This is a genomic window from Roseomonas sp. E05 (genome assembly GCF_030063475.1).
Taxonomy (GTDB): Bacteria; Pseudomonadota; Alphaproteobacteria; order Acetobacterales; family Acetobacteraceae; genus Pseudoroseomonas.
Map to the genome: position 1 here is coordinate 50,319 of NZ_JASIRT010000007.1, position 14,576 is coordinate 64,894.

16 protein-coding genes are annotated in these 14,576 nt (G+C 71.0%); 6 read left to right on the forward strand and 10 right to left on the reverse strand.

Going from position 1 to position 14,576, the window contains the following annotated elements; all coding sequences use genetic code 11:
- Positions 1 to 187 precede the first annotated feature (187 nt).
- Genes QMO56_RS09630 through ccoN form a run of 9 tightly spaced genes read right to left on the reverse strand, consistent with a single transcriptional unit; the run spans position 188 to position 8,113 of the window.
- Positions 188 to 379 carry a hypothetical protein gene (locus QMO56_RS09630; protein ID WP_283525256.1) on the reverse strand — a complete coding sequence of 64 codons (192 nt, stop codon included), beginning with the start codon at positions 377 to 379 and terminating at the stop codon, positions 188 to 190.
- Positions 376 to 537, reverse strand: coding sequence for a cbb3-type cytochrome oxidase assembly protein CcoS (ccoS, locus tag QMO56_RS09635; protein WP_283525257.1), 162 nt, complete (start codon positions 535 to 537; stop codon positions 376 to 378). Before ccoS ends, QMO56_RS09630 begins: the two co-directional genes overlap by 4 nt.
- Positions 534 to 2,915: a heavy metal translocating P-type ATPase metal-binding domain-containing protein gene (locus tag QMO56_RS09640; RefSeq protein ID WP_283525258.1), complete on the reverse strand. Its 2,382-nt coding sequence runs from the start codon at positions 2,913 to 2,915 to the stop codon at positions 534 to 536. The genes ccoS and QMO56_RS09640 overlap by 4 nt, the downstream gene beginning before the upstream one ends.
- Positions 2,912 to 3,388: a FixH family protein gene (locus QMO56_RS09645; RefSeq protein ID WP_283525260.1), complete on the reverse strand. Its 477-nt coding sequence runs from the start codon at positions 3,386 to 3,388 to the stop codon at positions 2,912 to 2,914. The genes QMO56_RS09640 and QMO56_RS09645 overlap by 4 nt, the downstream gene beginning before the upstream one ends.
- A gap of 11 nt (positions 3,389 to 3,399) precedes the next feature.
- Positions 3,400 to 4,887 carry a cytochrome c oxidase accessory protein CcoG gene (ccoG, locus tag QMO56_RS09650; RefSeq protein ID WP_283525261.1) on the reverse strand — a complete coding sequence of 496 codons (1,488 nt, stop codon included), beginning with the start codon at positions 4,885 to 4,887 and terminating at the stop codon, positions 3,400 to 3,402.
- Positions 4,888 to 4,893: 6 nt separating this feature from the next.
- On the reverse strand, positions 4,894 to 5,769 hold the full coding sequence (gene ccoP, locus QMO56_RS09655; protein ID WP_283525262.1) for a cytochrome-c oxidase, cbb3-type subunit III: 876 nt from the start codon (positions 5,767 to 5,769) through the stop codon (positions 4,894 to 4,896).
- Positions 5,770 to 5,771: 2 nt separating this feature from the next.
- Positions 5,772 to 5,954: a cbb3-type cytochrome c oxidase subunit 3 gene (locus tag QMO56_RS09660; RefSeq protein WP_283525263.1), complete on the reverse strand. Its 183-nt coding sequence runs from the start codon at positions 5,952 to 5,954 to the stop codon at positions 5,772 to 5,774.
- A gap of 10 nt (positions 5,955 to 5,964) precedes the next feature.
- Positions 5,965 to 6,696 (reverse strand): cytochrome-c oxidase, cbb3-type subunit II, encoded by a 732-nt coding sequence (gene ccoO / locus QMO56_RS09665; protein WP_283525265.1) that lies wholly within the window; start codon positions 6,694 to 6,696, stop codon positions 5,965 to 5,967.
- A gap of 13 nt (positions 6,697 to 6,709) precedes the next feature.
- Positions 6,710 to 8,113 (reverse strand): cytochrome-c oxidase, cbb3-type subunit I, encoded by a 1,404-nt coding sequence (gene ccoN, locus QMO56_RS09670; RefSeq protein WP_408906519.1) that lies wholly within the window; start codon positions 8,111 to 8,113, stop codon positions 6,710 to 6,712.
- Between the two features lie 267 nt (positions 8,114 to 8,380).
- Between ccoN and QMO56_RS09675 the strand changes: the two genes are divergently transcribed.
- From QMO56_RS09675 to QMO56_RS09690, 4 genes are all read left to right on the forward strand, one after another.
- Entirely contained in the window at positions 8,381 to 9,163 is a 783-nt protein-coding gene (locus tag QMO56_RS09675) for a DUF2189 domain-containing protein (RefSeq protein WP_283525268.1), read from the forward strand.
- Positions 9,164 to 9,283: 120 nt separating this feature from the next.
- The gene (gene nthA, locus QMO56_RS09680; protein WP_283525269.1) at positions 9,284 to 9,940 is read left to right on the forward strand and encodes a nitrile hydratase subunit alpha; all 657 of its coding nucleotides are present in this window, start codon (positions 9,284 to 9,286) and stop codon (positions 9,938 to 9,940) included.
- Complete coding sequence (gene nthB, locus QMO56_RS09685) at positions 9,937 to 10,596, forward strand: nitrile hydratase subunit beta (protein ID WP_283525270.1); 660 nt, start codon at positions 9,937 to 9,939, stop codon at positions 10,594 to 10,596. The genes nthA and nthB overlap by 4 nt, the downstream gene beginning before the upstream one ends.
- On the forward strand, positions 10,583 to 10,975 hold the full coding sequence (locus QMO56_RS09690) for a nitrile hydratase accessory protein (RefSeq protein ID WP_283525272.1): 393 nt from the start codon (positions 10,583 to 10,585) through the stop codon (positions 10,973 to 10,975). The genes nthB and QMO56_RS09690 overlap by 14 nt, the downstream gene beginning before the upstream one ends.
- A 50-nt stretch (positions 10,976 to 11,025) precedes the next feature.
- On the opposite strand, the gene QMO56_RS09695 is transcribed toward QMO56_RS09690, so the two are convergent.
- Positions 11,026 to 11,532 carry a GNAT family N-acetyltransferase gene (locus tag QMO56_RS09695; RefSeq protein WP_283525274.1) on the reverse strand — a complete coding sequence of 169 codons (507 nt, stop codon included), beginning with the start codon at positions 11,530 to 11,532 and terminating at the stop codon, positions 11,026 to 11,028.
- A 133-nt stretch (positions 11,533 to 11,665) separates the two neighbouring features.
- Here QMO56_RS09695 and QMO56_RS09700 point away from each other — a divergent pair, with 133 nt between their 5' ends.
- Positions 11,666 to 12,871, forward strand: a complete 1,206-nt coding sequence (locus QMO56_RS09700) for an amidohydrolase (protein ID WP_283525276.1) — start codon at positions 11,666 to 11,668, stop codon at positions 12,869 to 12,871.
- A gap of 5 nt (positions 12,872 to 12,876) precedes the next feature.
- Entirely contained in the window at positions 12,877 to 14,451 is a 1,575-nt protein-coding gene (locus QMO56_RS09705) for an ABC transporter substrate-binding protein (protein ID WP_408906520.1), read from the forward strand.
- Positions 14,452 to 14,576 lie beyond the last annotated feature (125 nt).

Sequence of the window (14,576 nt, forward strand, 5' to 3'; positions counted from 1 at the left end):
GGGGGTCCCCTCGGGCCGCGTCAACGAGAAAAGGGTTGCCGAATCGCCAAGGGAGGGATGCGGCCGCGCCCCGGAGCGATCAGGGCGCAGCCGCCAGCCCTCTTTTGGGGCCTTCTCCGCCTCCCCGTGCGCTCCGCTGGCGTCCCGGAGCGCGCCGCCCGGCCCATGCCTGGGCCGGGAAGCCGGCTCAGCCGTGATGCGCCGGATCGATCTCGTCGAAGGTGCGCTTCACCAGGAACAGGGCGAAGAACACGCCGAAGAGGAAGAGCGAGAGGCAGAACAAGGTGAAGGGCCCCTCCACCGAGGTGCCGGCACCCAGCAGGCCGACCAGGGCGATCAGCCCGGAGAAGATCATGAAGAAGACGCGGTTGGGGCTCATCGGCGGCCTCGCTTGGGGTTGGTATCGTCGAACAGGATGCGGGCGGCGGCGCCGTCCAGGTCGTCGTACTGGCGGGCGCGCAGCGTCCAGAGAAACAGCAGGAGCGCCAGCAGCCCAAGGAAGAGCGCCATCGGCACCAGCAGCAGCAGCGCGTTCATGTCGGCACCTTTCCCGCCCGCAGGGCATTGAGGATGACGATGATGGAGGAGGAGGCCATCACCAGCGCCGCGATCAGCGGCGTGGCATAGCCCAGCACGGCGCAGGGCACGGCCACCATGTTGTAGATCAAGCTCAGGCCGATATTCTGCCGCGCCAGGCGCTGCGCCCGCCGCGCGACCCGCACGGCGAAGGGCAGCACAGCCAGCTCCTCGCCCCGCAGCACCAGGTCGGCGGCGGTCTGCGCGAGGTCGGTGGCGCCCTGCGGCGCGGCGGAGACATGGGCCATCGCCAGGGCGGCGGCGTCGTTGATGCCATCCCCCACCATCAGCGGTCGCCGGCCGGCGACGGCCAGCGCGGCGATCCGCTCGGCCTTGCCCTCCGGCGTGGCGCGAGCCTGCCAGGGACCGACGCCGGCAGCCTCGGCCACCGCTTCGACCGCGACGGGCCCGTCACCGGAGAGCAGTTCGGAATCGAGGCCCAGTTCCCGCAACGCCTGCACGGCCGGCGCCGCGTCCGCCCGCAGGCGGTCGGCGAAGCGGAAGGGCACGGCCGAGAGGCCGGGCCGGGCGAGCCAGAGCGTCAGCCCCTCGTCGCTGCCCGCCACTCCGGCAAAGGCTGCATTGCCCAGCCGCGTCTCGCCGCAGCGGAGCCCCTGCCCCGGCACCTCCGCCACGCCCGCGGGCGCCGGCGGCGCGGACGGGCAGGCCGCGACGAGGGCGCGGGCCAGCGGATGGCGGGAGGCACGGGCCAGCGAGGCGGCCTCGGCCAGGGCGGAGGCCGGGCGGCCCGGCTCCTCCAGCAGCACCGGGCGGCCTTCGGTGAGTGTGCCGGTCTTGTCGAAAACCACATGGCCGGCGCTGGCCAGCCGCTCCAGGGCGGTCGGCGAGGTGACCAGCACGCCGCGGCGGAACAGCGCGCCCACCGCCACCACCTGCACCGCCGGCACGGCGATGGCGAGGCCGCAGGGGCAGGTGATGATCAGCGCCGCGACGGCGGGCACCAGCGCCGCCTGCCAGGAGACGCCCATGCCGAGCCACCAGCCCAGGAAGGTGGCGAGCGCCACCGCATGGGCGGCCGGCACGTAGAAGCGCGCAGCCTTGTCCGCGATGGAGACGAAGCGGCCGCGCGCCTGCTCCGCCCGCTCCAGCAGCCGCGCCATGGCGGCGAGCGAGCCGTCGGCGGCGGCGGCGGAGACGCGCAGCGTGAACGGGTTGCCGAGATTGACCGTGCCCGCCGCCAGCGCCGCGCCGGCGGCGAAGCGGCGCGGCAGGCTCTCGCCGGTCGTGGCGGCGGTGTCGAGCAGCGCCTCCTCCGCTTCCAGCACGCCATCCAGCCGCAGCCGCTCGCCGGCGGCGACAAGGATGCGCTCGCCCGCGCGCACCGCCGCGACAGGCACATGCCCGGCGCGGCCGTCGGGCGCGAGGCGCTGCACCGTGCCCTCCTGCAGGGCCAGCAATTCGGCCACGGCCTGGCGGGCGCGGCGGCGCGCGGCGCGGTCCAGCACACGGCCGGCCAGCAGCAGCGCCAGCAGCGCGGTGGCACCGTCGAACCAGGTATAGGCGCCGTTGCGCAGCGTCTCGGAGAGCGACATGGCCGCCGTGGCCAGCACGCCGAGCGAGACGGCGAGATCCATGTTCGGCCGCCTCGCCCGCAGCGAGCGCCAGGCGGAGCGGTAGAAGGGCATCCCCGCCACCAGCACCACCGGCAGGCCGATCAGCGCCGCCAGCCAGTGCATCAGGGCGCGCGTCGCCTCGCCCATGTCCACGCCGGCCCAGACGGCGACCGAGACCAGCATGACGTTCATCATGCCGAAGGCGGCGATGCCGAGCGCACGCAGCAGCTCGCGGCCCTCGGCGTCCTCGGTGGCGCGCAGGCAGGCGGGGGACCAGGGAGCGGCGCGGAAGCCGAGCCGGGCGATCAGCGCCACGAAGTCGTTGGCGCGCGTGGCGGGACCGCGCCAGAGCAGCGTCAGCCGCCGCGCGGAGAGGCTGGCGCGCGCGCGCAGCATCTCCGGCTCATTGGCCAGCGCCTGCTCCACCAGCCAGACGCAGGCGCCGCAGGTCAGGCCTGCCACCATCAGTTCCAGACTGTGCTCGCCGTTCCTGCCGGGACGGGCCAGGGCGGCGAAATCGGTCTCCGGCGGCGCCTCGGCGGGACGCAACGTGCCGGCGGCGGTCTCCTGCCGGCGGTAGAAGGCGTCCAGGCCCAGCCCGGCCACCAGGGCATGCGCGCCCTCGCAGCCGGTGCAGCAGAAGCGCGTGGCCGCGCCGGCCGGCAGCGGCGCGCCGCAATGCGCGCAGGCCGCCACGGAAACCGGGGCTTCGCCGCCGGCGGCGCCCCCTTCCCTCCCGGACAGGATGCGGCCCAGCGCGGTCACGGGACGAAGACCCGCTCGCGGATGTCGAGATGGGTGCCGCCGGCGCCATGCACGCGGAGCTGCGCCTCCCACTGGCCGCGCTTCGGCAGCTCGGCGGCGGCGCGGAACTCGCCCGGCGCGACGGCGGCAAAGCCGAGCGCCACGCGCGTGCCCTCGACCGGCCGCACCAGCACGCCCGACAGCGTGCCCGCCACTGGCTGCCCGGCCTCGTCCCGCACCGAGACGACGAGCGTCTGCACATCCATCAGCACGCTGGCATGCCAGCCAAGGGCCTCCTGCCGCGCGGTCTCGGCGAGCACGTCGTTGTAGGCGAGCCCGCGATCATAGGCCTGGCCAACGGAGACGCCGGTGAAGGTGGACAGCGCCGCCCAGACCAGCACCGCGTTGACCGCCAGCACCAGCCCCATGCCACCGATGAAGGCCCAGGGAATCCAGCCGCTGCGGCGGGACTGTTCGGGCAGGGTCACGGACATCGCCATATTCCTCACTTGGGCGCCAGGAAGACGCTGCGCTCGGCCAGCACCGTGTTGCCCGCAGCGTCCAGCAGCCGGAAACGGACGGGCGTGCTCTCCGGCAGGCGTGCGCCGGCAGGCGCGGTGACCAGCGCCCGCCATTGCGTGATGCCATCCTGCCGCAGCGTCAGCAATGGCCGCGCTTCCGCATCCGCCGTGCTGTCCTGCACCAGGAGGCGGAAGCCCTCCGGCGCGTCCAGCACGAGGGCGAGGGCCGCGTCGGGCCGGGTGCGGTTCTCCAGCTTCAGCGTATAGGCATTGCGGATGCTGCCGTCCGACAGACGGACGAAAATCGGCGCGCGGTCGCGCAGCACGGCGAGGGTCGCGGTCGGGCGCAGCAGGAAGGCGCCGAGCATCACCGCCGCCACCGCGCCCAGCACGCCGGCATAGAGCCAGGTGCGCGGGCGCGAGAGGCGCACGGGCTGGCGCGCCTTCATGCCGCAGACCTGCCGCACCGGGCCGGGGGCGACCTGCGCCGTGGCGGCCTCGCTGGCGGCCAGGTTGGCCAGCGTCTCGAAGGCGATCAGGCCGGTCGGGCGGTTCAGCTTGCGCATCACGTCGTCGCAGGCGTCGATGCACAGGCCGCAGCCGATGCATTCGAGCTGCTGGCCGTCGCGGATGTCGATGCCGGTCGGGCAGACATGCACGCAGCCCCGGCAATCCACGCAGTCCCCAATCCCCTCGGCCTTGGCCTTGCCGCGCGGCTCGCCGCGCCAGCCACGATAGCTGACGACAAGCGAGTTCTCATCGAGCATCGCCGCCTGGAAGCGGGGCCAGGGGCACATGTAGGTGCAGACCTGCTCGCGCGCCCAGCCGGCCAGCGTGTAGGTGGTGGCGGTGAACAGGCCGAAGAAGACGTAGGTCTCTAGGCTGGCGCCGCCGGTCAGGATCGCTCGCGTCACGGTCGGCGCGTCCTGGAAGTACATGATCCAGGCGCCGCCGGTAGCCGCGGCGATGGCCAGCCAGGCGGCGTGCTTGGCCGCCTTGCGCAGCGCCTTGCCGCGCGTCATCGGCGCCGCGTCCAGCTTCATGCGGGCGTTGCGGTCGCCCTCGATGCGGCGCTCCACCCACATGAACAGGTCGGTCCAGACCGTCTGCGGGCAGGCGAAGCCGCACCAGACACGGCCGAACAGGCTGGTGACGGCGAAGAGGCCGATCGCCGCCATCACCAGCAGGCCGGTCAGGAAGTAGATCTCCTGCGGCCAGATCTCGATCCAGAGCAGGAAGATGCGCGCATTGGCGATGTCCACCAGGACGGCCTGGTCGGGCATTCCCGGGCCACGGTCCCACCGCAGCCAGGGAACGAGGTAATAAAGCGCCAGGCAGGTGGCCAGGATCGCCCATTTGGCGCGGCGCACCGGGCCATTTACCGCCTTCGGGTAGACCTTCTGGCGCGCGGCGTAGAGCGAGCCGTCTTCGCCGGAAGCAGGCGCCACGCCTTTGGGATCGATCCTGCTCATCGCGCCTTACTCCGGCTCGCCGCCGCCCAGCGAGTGGACGTAGACGGTGAGCATGTTGACCACCGCCGGGTCCAGCCGCGCACCCCAGGCCGGCATCACCCCGGCGCGGGCATAGGAGACGGACTGCACCACGGCGGCCTTGTCGCCGCCATAGAGCCAGACCTGATCGGCCAGGTTGGGCGCGCCCAGTTCGCGGTTGCCGCGGCCGCCATCACCGTGGCAGCTCGCGCAGTTCTCGGCGAAGACGGCGGCGCCACGCTGCGCCGCGGCGGCATCGGCCGCGCGGCCGGAGAGGGCCAGCACGTGCTCGGCCACGTCGTTCACCTGCGCCGGCTTCAGCAGCCCGTCGGCCAGGAAACGGGGCATCATGGTGGTGCGCGCCACCTCGTCCTCGGCGTTGCGGATGCCGTGCGCGATGGTCTGATGGATGTCGGCGAGCTTGCCGCCCCAGATCCAGTCGTCATCCGCCAGGCTGGGGAAGCCGCCCTGCGCGCCCTGCCCGCCCGCGCCATGGCAGGCGGCACAGTTGTTGGCGAAGGCCACGCGACCGCCGGCGAGGGCGAAGTTGCGCATCTCCGGGTCAGCCAGGATCTGCTCCGGCGTCGCCGCGCGGATGGCGGCCAGGCGCGGCTCCAGCTTCCTGGCGTGCTCGGCCATTTCCTGCTCGATGGCGCCGCGGGCGGTCCAGCCGGTGACGCCGGTGGCGCCCTGGATCGGCAGCGCCGGGTAGAGCACCACCCAGACGGCCGCGAAGGCGATGGTGGCGAAGAACACGTAGAGCCACCACTTCGGCAGCGGCGTGTTCAGCTCCTTGATGCCGTCCCACTCATGTCCGGTGGTCAGCGTCCCGCTGACGGCATCCTTCTCGATCTTGGTCGGCATCGTCAGATGCTCCGTTGCGGCTGCCGCGGGCGCGGCGCCTCGTCACGCAGGGGGATGTCGGCCAGCGCCTGGTAGGCGTGACGCTTGCCGGGGCGCAGCACCCAGAACAGGATGAAGCTGAACAGCACGAAGAACCACACGACCCAGGCGGTCTTCAGCAGCGGATAGAGGGCGATCAGGTCCATCTCTCTCTCCTCACTGCTGCCGCACGCTCTCGGGCGTGACGTCGCTGAACTTCACCAGCGTGCCGAGCATCTGCAGATAGGCGACCAGCGCATCCATCTCGGTGATGTCGCGGCCATTGCCGTCGAAGGCGGCCTGGCGCGCGCGGGCATAGCGGCCGCTGAAGCCCGTGGGGTCCTCGTCCGGCTTCGCCTGCGCCTCCAGGTCGGCCTTGGCGCTGGCGATCATCGCATCCGTATAGGGCACGCCGACGGCGCGCTGGCCGCGCAGGTGGTCCTGGATGTCGCCATAGTCCAGCGGACGGTCGAGGAAGGCATAAGGCGGCATGACACTTTCCGGCACCACGGCGCGCGGGCTCTTCAGATGCGCCACGTGCCAATCATCGGAGTAGCGGCCACCGACGCGCGCCAGGTCCGGCCCGGTGCGCTTGCTGCCCCACTGGAAGGGATGGTCGAACATGCTCTCCGCGGCGAGGCTGTAGTGGCCATAGCGCTCCGCCTCGTCGCGGAAGGGGCGGATCATCTGGCTGTGGCAGGTGTAGCAGCCCTCGCGCACGAAGATGTTGCGGCCCATCAGCTCCAGCGGCGTGTAGGGGCGGATGCCCTGCACGCGCTCGATGGTGGTCTCCACGGCGAAGAGCGGCACGATCTGCACCAGCCCGCCGATGGAGACGGTGATCAGCGTGAGCACGCCGAGCAGGATCAGGTTCTTTTCGATCAGCGCGTGGCTGAAGCGGCGGAACATCGGTCGTGCTCCTTCACTCGGCCGGCACGGTGGCGGCGGCGGGGAGCGGCTGCGTGAGCGGCGCCTCCTCCGTCCCGGCGGTCACCGTGCGCCAGAGGTTGTAGACCATCAGCAGAGCGCCGCTCAGGTAGAGCACGCCGCCGAGGGCGCGGATGACGTAGTAGGGGTGCATGGCGGCCACCGTCTCCACGAAGGAGTACTGCAGGAAGCCGAGCTCGTCGTAGGAGCGCCACATCAGGCCCTGCATGATGCCGGACACCCACATCGCGGTGATGTAGAGGACGATGCCCAGCGTCGCGACCCAGAAATGCCAGGCGGCGAGCTTCTTGGAGTAGAGCTCGGTCCTGCCCCAGAGCCGCGGCACCAGCCAGTACATCGCGCCGAAGGTGATGAAGCCGACCCAGCCCATGGCGCCGGAATGCACGTGGCCGATGGTCCAGTCGGTGTAGTGGGAGAGGCTGTTCACCGCCTTCACCGACATCACCGGGCCCTCGAAGGTGCTCATGCCGTAGAAGCCGACGGCGGTGACGGAGAAGCGCAGGCCGGGATCGGTGCGCAGCTTGTCCCAGGCGCCGGAGAGCGTCATCAGGCCGTTGATCATGCCGCCCCAGGAGGGCATCCACAGCATGACCGAGAACACCATGCCGAGCGTCTGCGCCCAGTCCGGCAGCGCGGTGTAGTGCAGGTGGTGCGGACCGGCCCAGATGTAGAGGAAGATCAGCGACCAGAAGTGGATGATGGAGAGGCGGTAGGAATAGACCGGCCGCTCCGCCTGCTTCGGAATGAAGTAGTACATCATGCCAAGGAAGCCGGCGGTCAGGAAGAAGCCTACGGCGTTGTGGCCGTACCACCACTGGATCATCGCGTCCTGCACGCCCGAGGCAAGGCCATAGGACTTGGCATGGCCAGGCAGCGGCAGGGCGACATTGTTGCCGATGTGCAGCATGGCGATGGTGATGATGAAGGCGAGGTAGAACCAGTTCGCCACATAGATATGCGGCTCCTCACGCCGCAGGATGGTGCCGCCGAAGGCCACGAGATAGGCGACCCAGACCACCGTCAGCCAGAGGTCCACGTACCACTCCGGCTCGGCGTATTCCTTGCCCTGCGTGACGCCGAGCACATAGCCCAGCGCCGCCATGACGATGAAGAAATTATAGCCGGCGAACAGGAACCAGCCCATCTCCTCGCCACCGAACAGCCGCGCCCGGCAGGTGCGCTGCACCACGTAAAGGCTGGTGCAGATCAGCGCATTGCCGCCGAAGGCGAAGATCACCGCGCTGGTGTGCACCGGCCGAAGCCGGCCGAAGGTGGTCCATTCGAGGTCGAGGTTCAGCAGCGGGAAGGCGAGCTGCGAGGCGATCAGCACGCCCATCAGGAAGCCCACCACACCCCAGAACAGGGTGGCGACCGCCATGGCGCGGATCGGGCCATCCACATACGAATCCTGCCGCCACGTGCCGATCTGTGCGGCGAGGCTGGCAGCGTGGCCTCCTTCGGGCATCGGGGATGTCTCCGGTCTGGTCAGGGGGGGAGCCGCCCCCCCGGCGGCCGCACGCGGTGGGGCCGACGCGCGGGATTCCGCGCAAGGAAGCGCAGCCGGGGCGGCGCTGTCCTTGACCCGCATCAAGTTTTCGGCGGAACGGTTGCATTACGTTACGGCGGTTCCAGGGAGGCCAATGCCATGCAAAGCCATGCCACGTCCGTCTTTCGCGCAGTCCCAGTGCCGCGCCAGGTGGCACATGACCGGCCCTGGGCCTGGCTCGCCGCCGGCTGGAACGACCTCTGGGCCTCGCCGGGGATCAGCCTGTCCTACGGCGCGGCGCTGACCCTGGCAGGCTGGATGGTGGCCCTGCTGGTGCAGCGGCTGCACACCCTCTGGTTGGTGCTGCCGCTCACCGCCGGCTTCTTCCTGGTAGCACCGCTGCTCGCCGCCGGGCTCTATGAGATCTCCCGCCGGCGGGAGGCGGAACTGGAGACCGGCTGGCGCGAGGCGATGGCGGGCTTCCGCCGGCATGGCGGACAGCTCGCCCTCATGGGCGTCGCGCTGCTGCTGCTGCACCTGTTCTGGGTACGGCTGGCGGGGCTGATCTTCGCCCTCTGCTTCGGCCCGGGCTTCGCGCCGCCACTCGAATCGCTGCCACTTGCCATGCTGCGGGCCGAGAAGCTGCTGCCCTTCCTGCTGGTCGGCACCGGCAGCGGCTTCCTGCTGGCCGCGCTGACCTTCGGCATCACGGCGCTGTCCATCCCGATGCTGGTGGAGCGCGACATCTCGGCCCCGGAGGCGATCATCGCCTCCTGGCAGGGAGTGATGCTGAACTGGCGGGCGATGGCGCTCTGGGCCGGGCTGATCGTGCTGTTCATCGGGCTGGCGCTGGTGCCGCTGTTCCTCGGCCTTGCCGTCGCCCTGCCGCTGATCGGGCATGCCACCTGGCACGCCTACCGGGACGTCTATCCACCGGGATAGGGCGCCCCTCCTTCCCGCGGTGGACGGGGGCGCCACGGCTGATAGAGTGGCCTTCCGGGGCAGCGAGCGGCCATGGCCGCCGCCCCTGCAGGCTCCACCTCGCGCTGGGACGCTTCCGCCATGCACGCTTCCGAGGACGGCCCGCACCCGCACGGCCATGACCATGGGCACGACCACGAGCACAGCGCGCTCTCCGGGAATGCGCTGCGCGTCCGTGCGCTGGAGTCGATCCTGGTCGAGAAGGGCTATGTCGCGCCGGACGCGCTCGACGCCATCATCGAGACCTACGAGACGCGCATCGGCCCACGCAACGGCGCGCGGGTGGTGGCCAGGGCCTGGGCCGATCCCGCCTTCCGCGAGTGGCTGCGGCGGGACGCCACGGCGGCCATCGCCTCGCTCGGCTATGGCGGGCGGCAGGGCGAGCACATGGTGGCGGTGGAGAACACGCCGGAGGAGCACAACCTCGTCGTCTGCACCCTCTGCTCCTGCTATCCCTGGCCGGTGCTCGGCCTGCCGCCGGCCTGGTACAAGAGCGCGGCCTACCGCTCCCGCGCGGTGATCGACCCGCGCGGCGTGCTGGCCGATTTCGGCGTGACCCTGCCCGAGGCGAGGCGCATCCGCGTCTGGGATTCCACGGCCGAGATCCGTTACCTCGTGCTGCCCATGCGCCCGGCCGGCACCGAGGGCTGGAGCGAGGAGGCCCTGGCGGAGTTGGTGACGCGCGACTCCATGATCGGCACCGGACTGGCGCGCGACCCTGCGGGGGCGCCGGCATGAACGGTGCGCAGGACCTTGGCGGCATGATGGGCTTCGGCCCGGTGGTGCCGGAGCCGGAGACGCTGCGCTTCCACGCGGACTGGGAGAAGCGGGCGCTCGCCGTTACCCTGGCGGCCGGGGCGATGGGCGTCTGGAACATCGACACCATGCGGCACACACGCGAGTCGCTGCCGCCCGCCGAATATCTCTCCGCCTCCTATTACGAGATCTGGGCCAAGGCGCTGGCCAACCAGCTCCTGGCGGACGGGCTGGTGAGCCGCGAGGAACTGCGCGAGGGCCACGCGCAGGAACCGCCCCGCCCGGTGCCGCGGGTGCTGCAGGCCGCCGATGTGGCGAAGACGCTGGCCGCCGGCACACAGTACGAGCGGGCCGCCGAGGCGCCCGCCGCCTTCGCCCGGGGTGCGACGGTGCGGACCAAGGTCTTTCATCCGACGCACCACACCCGCCTGCCCCGCTATGCCCGCGGCAAGCGGGGCGTGGTGGAGGCGGTGCGCGGCGTCTTTGTCTTTCCCGACACCAATGCGCATCGGCAGGGCGAGCATCCGCAATGGCTCTACACGGTGCGCTTCACCGGGCCGGAGCTGTGGGGCGAGGGTGCCGACCCCGGCCTGACCGTCTCGATCGACGCCTGGGAGAGCTATCTTGAAGCCGCTTGACGCGCTGGCGGCGGCGCTGGAGCCGGTCGCCCCCCTGCCCCGCAGCGAGGCCGAGCCGGCGTTCCGCGAGCCCTGGGAGGCTTCGGTCTTCGCCATGACGGTCGCGCTGCACCAGCGCGGCCTGTTCACCTGGAGCGAGTGGGCCGAGTGCCTGGGAGGCGCGATCCGCGCCGCACAGGCTGCGGGCGACCCGGACCTGGGCGACACCTACTACCAGCACTGGCTCGCGGCGCTGGAGACGATGGTGGCGCGGAAGGGCGTGACCGGCGCGGAGTTGCTGGCGCAGCGCAAGGCGGCCTGGGACCGTGCGGCGCATGCCACGCCGCATGGCCAGCCCATCCTGCTGGAGAACGACCCGCTCTTCGCCGGCGGCACCTGAACGCGAAGAAAGAAGATGGGGGCCCGGGGGAATTCCTTCCCCCGGCCTTTTCACCTTTCCCCTGCGCGCAGGATCTTCTGCATGAACAACAGGTCCAGCCAGCGGTCGAACTTGCGCCCGACCTGCCGCAGCACGCCCGCCTCGGTGAAGCCGGCCGCCTGGTGCAGCCGGACGGAGGCGGCGTTGCCTGCCTCGATGCCCGCCACCATGACGTGCAGCCCGGCGGCCTCGGCCCGCGCCACCAGGGCGGCCAGCAGGGCGCGGCCCAGCCCGCGCCCTTGCGCGGCGGGATCGACATAGACCGAATGCTCCACCGTCAGGGCGTAGCCGGCAAAGGGGCGGAAGTCGCCATAGGAGGCGAAGCCCCGCACCGCGCCGTCCGCCACCGCCACCAGCACCGGCAGCCCCCGCCCCTGCCGCTCCTGCATCCAGGCGCGGCGGGTCTCCAGCGTCATCTCCTGCGTGTGCCAGACCGCGGTGGTGTTGCGGATGGCCTCGTTGAAGATGGCCAGGATGGCCGGCAGGTCGGCCTCGGTGGCGTCGCGGATCTCGGGCATGGCATCGCTCCGTGCAAGCGGCGCGGTATATCCACCATGATGGACGTCTGTCCAACATCGCGTCGCGCCGGGTTGACCATGGACCGCCGCCGGCTCAGTTTGCCGGCCTTCTCCACCCCGAGGACCGCCCACCGTGCGACAGGATATCCTGGACGACATCAAGACCTTCGAGCCCGAACTCGTCGAGATCCGGCGGGACATCCACCGCCACCCCGAGACCCGCTTCGAGGAGGTCCGGACTGCCGCGCTGGTGGCTGGGAAGCTGCGCGCCTGGGGTCTGGAGGTGGAGACCGGCATCGGCAAGACCGGCGTCGTCGGCACGCTGAAGGGCAAGCGGCCGGGCCAGCGCGCCATCGGCCTGCGGGCCGACATGGATGCGCTGTTCATTCAGGAGCAGACCGGCCTGCCCTACGCCTCCGAGGTGCCGGGCAAGATGCATGCCTGCGGCCATGACGGCCACACCACGATGCTGCTTGGCGCCGCGAAGTACCTGGCGAAGAACCCGGATTTCGGCGGTACGGTGCACTTCATCTTCCAGCCCGCCGAGGAGGCCGGCACCGGCGCGGCGGCGATGATCACCGATGGCCTGTTCGACCGCTTCCCCGTGGACTCGGTCTACGGCATGCACAACACGCCGGGCCTGGCGGTGGGCGAGTTCGCCACCCGCCCCGGCCCGATCCTGGCCGGCGCCGACTTCTGGACCGTCACCTTCAACGGCAATGGCGGGCATGGCGGCGGCGCGCCGCACCTGGCCGCGGACCTGACGGTGGTGCTCGGCCACTTCCTGCTCGCCGTGCAGACCATCCTGCCGCGCAACCTGAGGCCCACCGAGAGCGCGGCGCTTTCCGTCGGCCATGTCGAGGGCGGCACCTTCGGCTCGCCCAACGTGATGCCGGCCAAGGTCGTGGTGCGTGGCACCGCCCGCTACTTCCGCCCGGAGGCGCAGGCGGTGATCAAGCGCCGCCTGCAGGAGCTGGCCGAGACCCTGGCCAGCGCGCATGGCGCCACCGCCGAGTTCGCCTATGACGCGCTCTGCCCGCCCACCGTCAACGCGCCCGAGAAGGTGCCGGTGGCGGTCGCCGCCGCCGGCGCGCTGGTCGGCGAGGCGAAGGTCGGCGAGTTCCCGATGAGCACGGGCGGCGAGGATTTCGCCTTCATGCTGCAGAAGAAGCCGGGCGTGTTCATGCGCATCGGCAACGGGGTGAACCCGGACGGCTCCTTCCACAACGTCCACACGCCCCTCTACGATTTCAACGACGAGGCCCTGGCCCTCGGCGCCGCCTACTGGGCGAGCCTGGTGCAGGAGGAGCTGGGCTGGTCCCAGGAGGAGCGCGCATGAAGCGCATGACCCGCATGAAGGCCATCCTGATGGGGGCCGCCCTGCTGGCCCTCGCCCCGGGTGCGCGCCCGGCCCTGGCGCAGGCGCTCTCCATGGGCGTCAGTGCGCCGCCGGCCAGCATCGACCCGCACTACTACACGCTGACGCCGAACATCATGCTCTCGGCGCACATGTTCGAGGCGCTGGTGGCCCGCGACGAGAACTCGCGCCTGCATCCCGGCCTCGCCGAATCCTGGAAGCGGCTGGACGACACCACCTGGGAGTTCAAGCTCCGCGACGGGGTCACCTTCCACAATGGCGAGAAGCTGACGGCCGAGGACGTCGCCTACACGCTGAAGCGCGTGCCGCAGGTGCAGAGCCCGAGTTCCTTCGCGGTCTATATCCGCGCGATCAGCGACGTCGAGGTGGTGGACCCCCTCACCGTGCGCCTGAAGACGGCGAACCCCTACCCGCTGCTGCCCAACGACCTCGCGCAGATCTTCATCCTGCCGCATTCGCTGGGCGAGAACCCCGCCTCGGCCGAGTTCAACAGCGGCAAGGCCACCATCGGCACCGGCCCGTACCGCTTCGTCTCCTACAACCCGAACGACCGGGTGGAGATGGCGCGCAACGACGCCTACTGGGGCGGCAAGCCGCAGTGGGAGAAGGTGGACTACCGCATCATCACCAATGCCCCCTCGCGCGTGGCCGCGCTGCTCTCGGGCGACGTGGCGATGATCGACAGCGTGCCGACCGCCGATCTCGCCAAGCTGCGGCGCGACGACAAGCTCAACATCGTCGAGGGCACCAGCCTGCGGCTGGTCTTCCTCGGCCTCGACGTGTTCCGCGAGGACGGCTCGCCCGATATCAGCGGCCCGAACGGCGAGAAGCTGGACAAGAACCCGCTGCAGGACCGCCGGGTGCGCGAGGCGCTCTCGGTCGCCATCAACCGCCCCGCCATCGTCAGCCGGGTGATGGAGGGTGCCGCCGTCGCCGCCGGGCAGTTCATGCCGCCGGGCGCCTATGGCTACGATCCCTCCATCCCGGTGCCGCCCTATGATCCGGCGCGGGCCAGGAAGCTGCTGGCCGAGGCAGGCTACCCGAACGGCTTCACCATCACCCTGCGCGGCCCGAACGACCGCTACGTGAACGACGAGCAGATCCAGCAGGTGGTGGCGCAGATGTGGTCGCGCATCGGCGTCAAGACGAGCGTGGACGCCCAGCCGCTGGCCACCGTCATCGGCCGGCTGAACCGCTTCGACGCCTCGGCCTACCTGCTCGGCTGGAGCAACAGCACCGGCGAGCCCTCCACCTCGCTGCGCGCCGTGCTGGGCTCGCGCGGCGCTCCGGGGCGTGGCCTTGCCAATTACGGCCGCTACTCGAACCCGAAGATGGACGAGATCACCACCCGCGGCCTCGCCACCTTCGACGACGAGGCGCGCGAGAAGCTGCTGCAGGAGGCGATGCGCGTCGCCATGGAGGACGTGGCGGTGATCCCGCTGCACACCCAGAAGAGCGTCTGGGGCCTGCGCCGCGGCCTGACCTACACGCCGCGCGTGGACGAGCAGACCACCGCCATGGGTGTGCATCCCGTCCAGTGAGCGAAGGCTGGGGGAATGAATTCCCCCAGACCCCCTGCTTTCTTCTTCCGGTTCCCGCGCTGGCGGAGAGCGCGCCGCCAAAACTGACAAAAAGAAGATGGGGGCCCGGGGGAATTCCTTCCCCC

Excerpts from the sequence above, each read along its gene's own strand:
- QMO56_RS09630 (WP_283525256.1), bottom strand. The coding sequence starts at position 379 with ATGAGCCCCAACCGCGTCTTCTTCATGATCTTCTCCGGGCTGATCGCC.
- ccoS (WP_283525257.1), bottom strand. The coding sequence starts at position 537 with ATGAACGCGCTGCTGCTGCTGGTGCCGATGGCGCTCTTCCTTGGGCTG.
- QMO56_RS09645 (WP_283525260.1), bottom strand. The coding sequence starts at position 3,388 with ATGTCCGTGACCCTGCCCGAACAGTCCCGCCGCAGCGGCTGGATTCCC.
- ccoG (WP_283525261.1), bottom strand. The coding sequence starts at position 4,887 with ATGAGCAGGATCGATCCCAAAGGCGTGGCGCCTGCTTCCGGCGAAGAC.
- ccoP (WP_283525262.1), bottom strand. The coding sequence starts at position 5,769 with ATGCCGACCAAGATCGAGAAGGATGCCGTCAGCGGGACGCTGACCACC.
- QMO56_RS09660 (WP_283525263.1), bottom strand. The coding sequence starts at position 5,954 with ATGGACCTGATCGCCCTCTATCCGCTGCTGAAGACCGCCTGGGTCGTG.
- ccoO (WP_283525265.1), bottom strand. The coding sequence starts at position 6,696 with ATGTTCCGCCGCTTCAGCCACGCGCTGATCGAAAAGAACCTGATCCTG.
- ccoN (WP_408906519.1), bottom strand. The coding sequence starts at position 8,113 with ATGGCGGTCGCCACCCTGTTCTGGGGTGTGGTGGGCTTCCTGATGGGC.
- QMO56_RS09675 (WP_283525268.1), top strand. The coding sequence starts at position 8,381 with ATGCAAAGCCATGCCACGTCCGTCTTTCGCGCAGTCCCAGTGCCGCGC.
- nthA (WP_283525269.1), top strand. The coding sequence starts at position 9,284 with ATGCACGCTTCCGAGGACGGCCCGCACCCGCACGGCCATGACCATGGG.
- nthB (WP_283525270.1), top strand. The coding sequence starts at position 9,937 with ATGAACGGTGCGCAGGACCTTGGCGGCATGATGGGCTTCGGCCCGGTG.
- QMO56_RS09695 (WP_283525274.1), bottom strand. The coding sequence starts at position 11,532 with ATGCCCGAGATCCGCGACGCCACCGAGGCCGACCTGCCGGCCATCCTG.
- QMO56_RS09705 (WP_408906520.1), top strand. The coding sequence starts at position 12,877 with ATGACCCGCATGAAGGCCATCCTGATGGGGGCCGCCCTGCTGGCCCTC.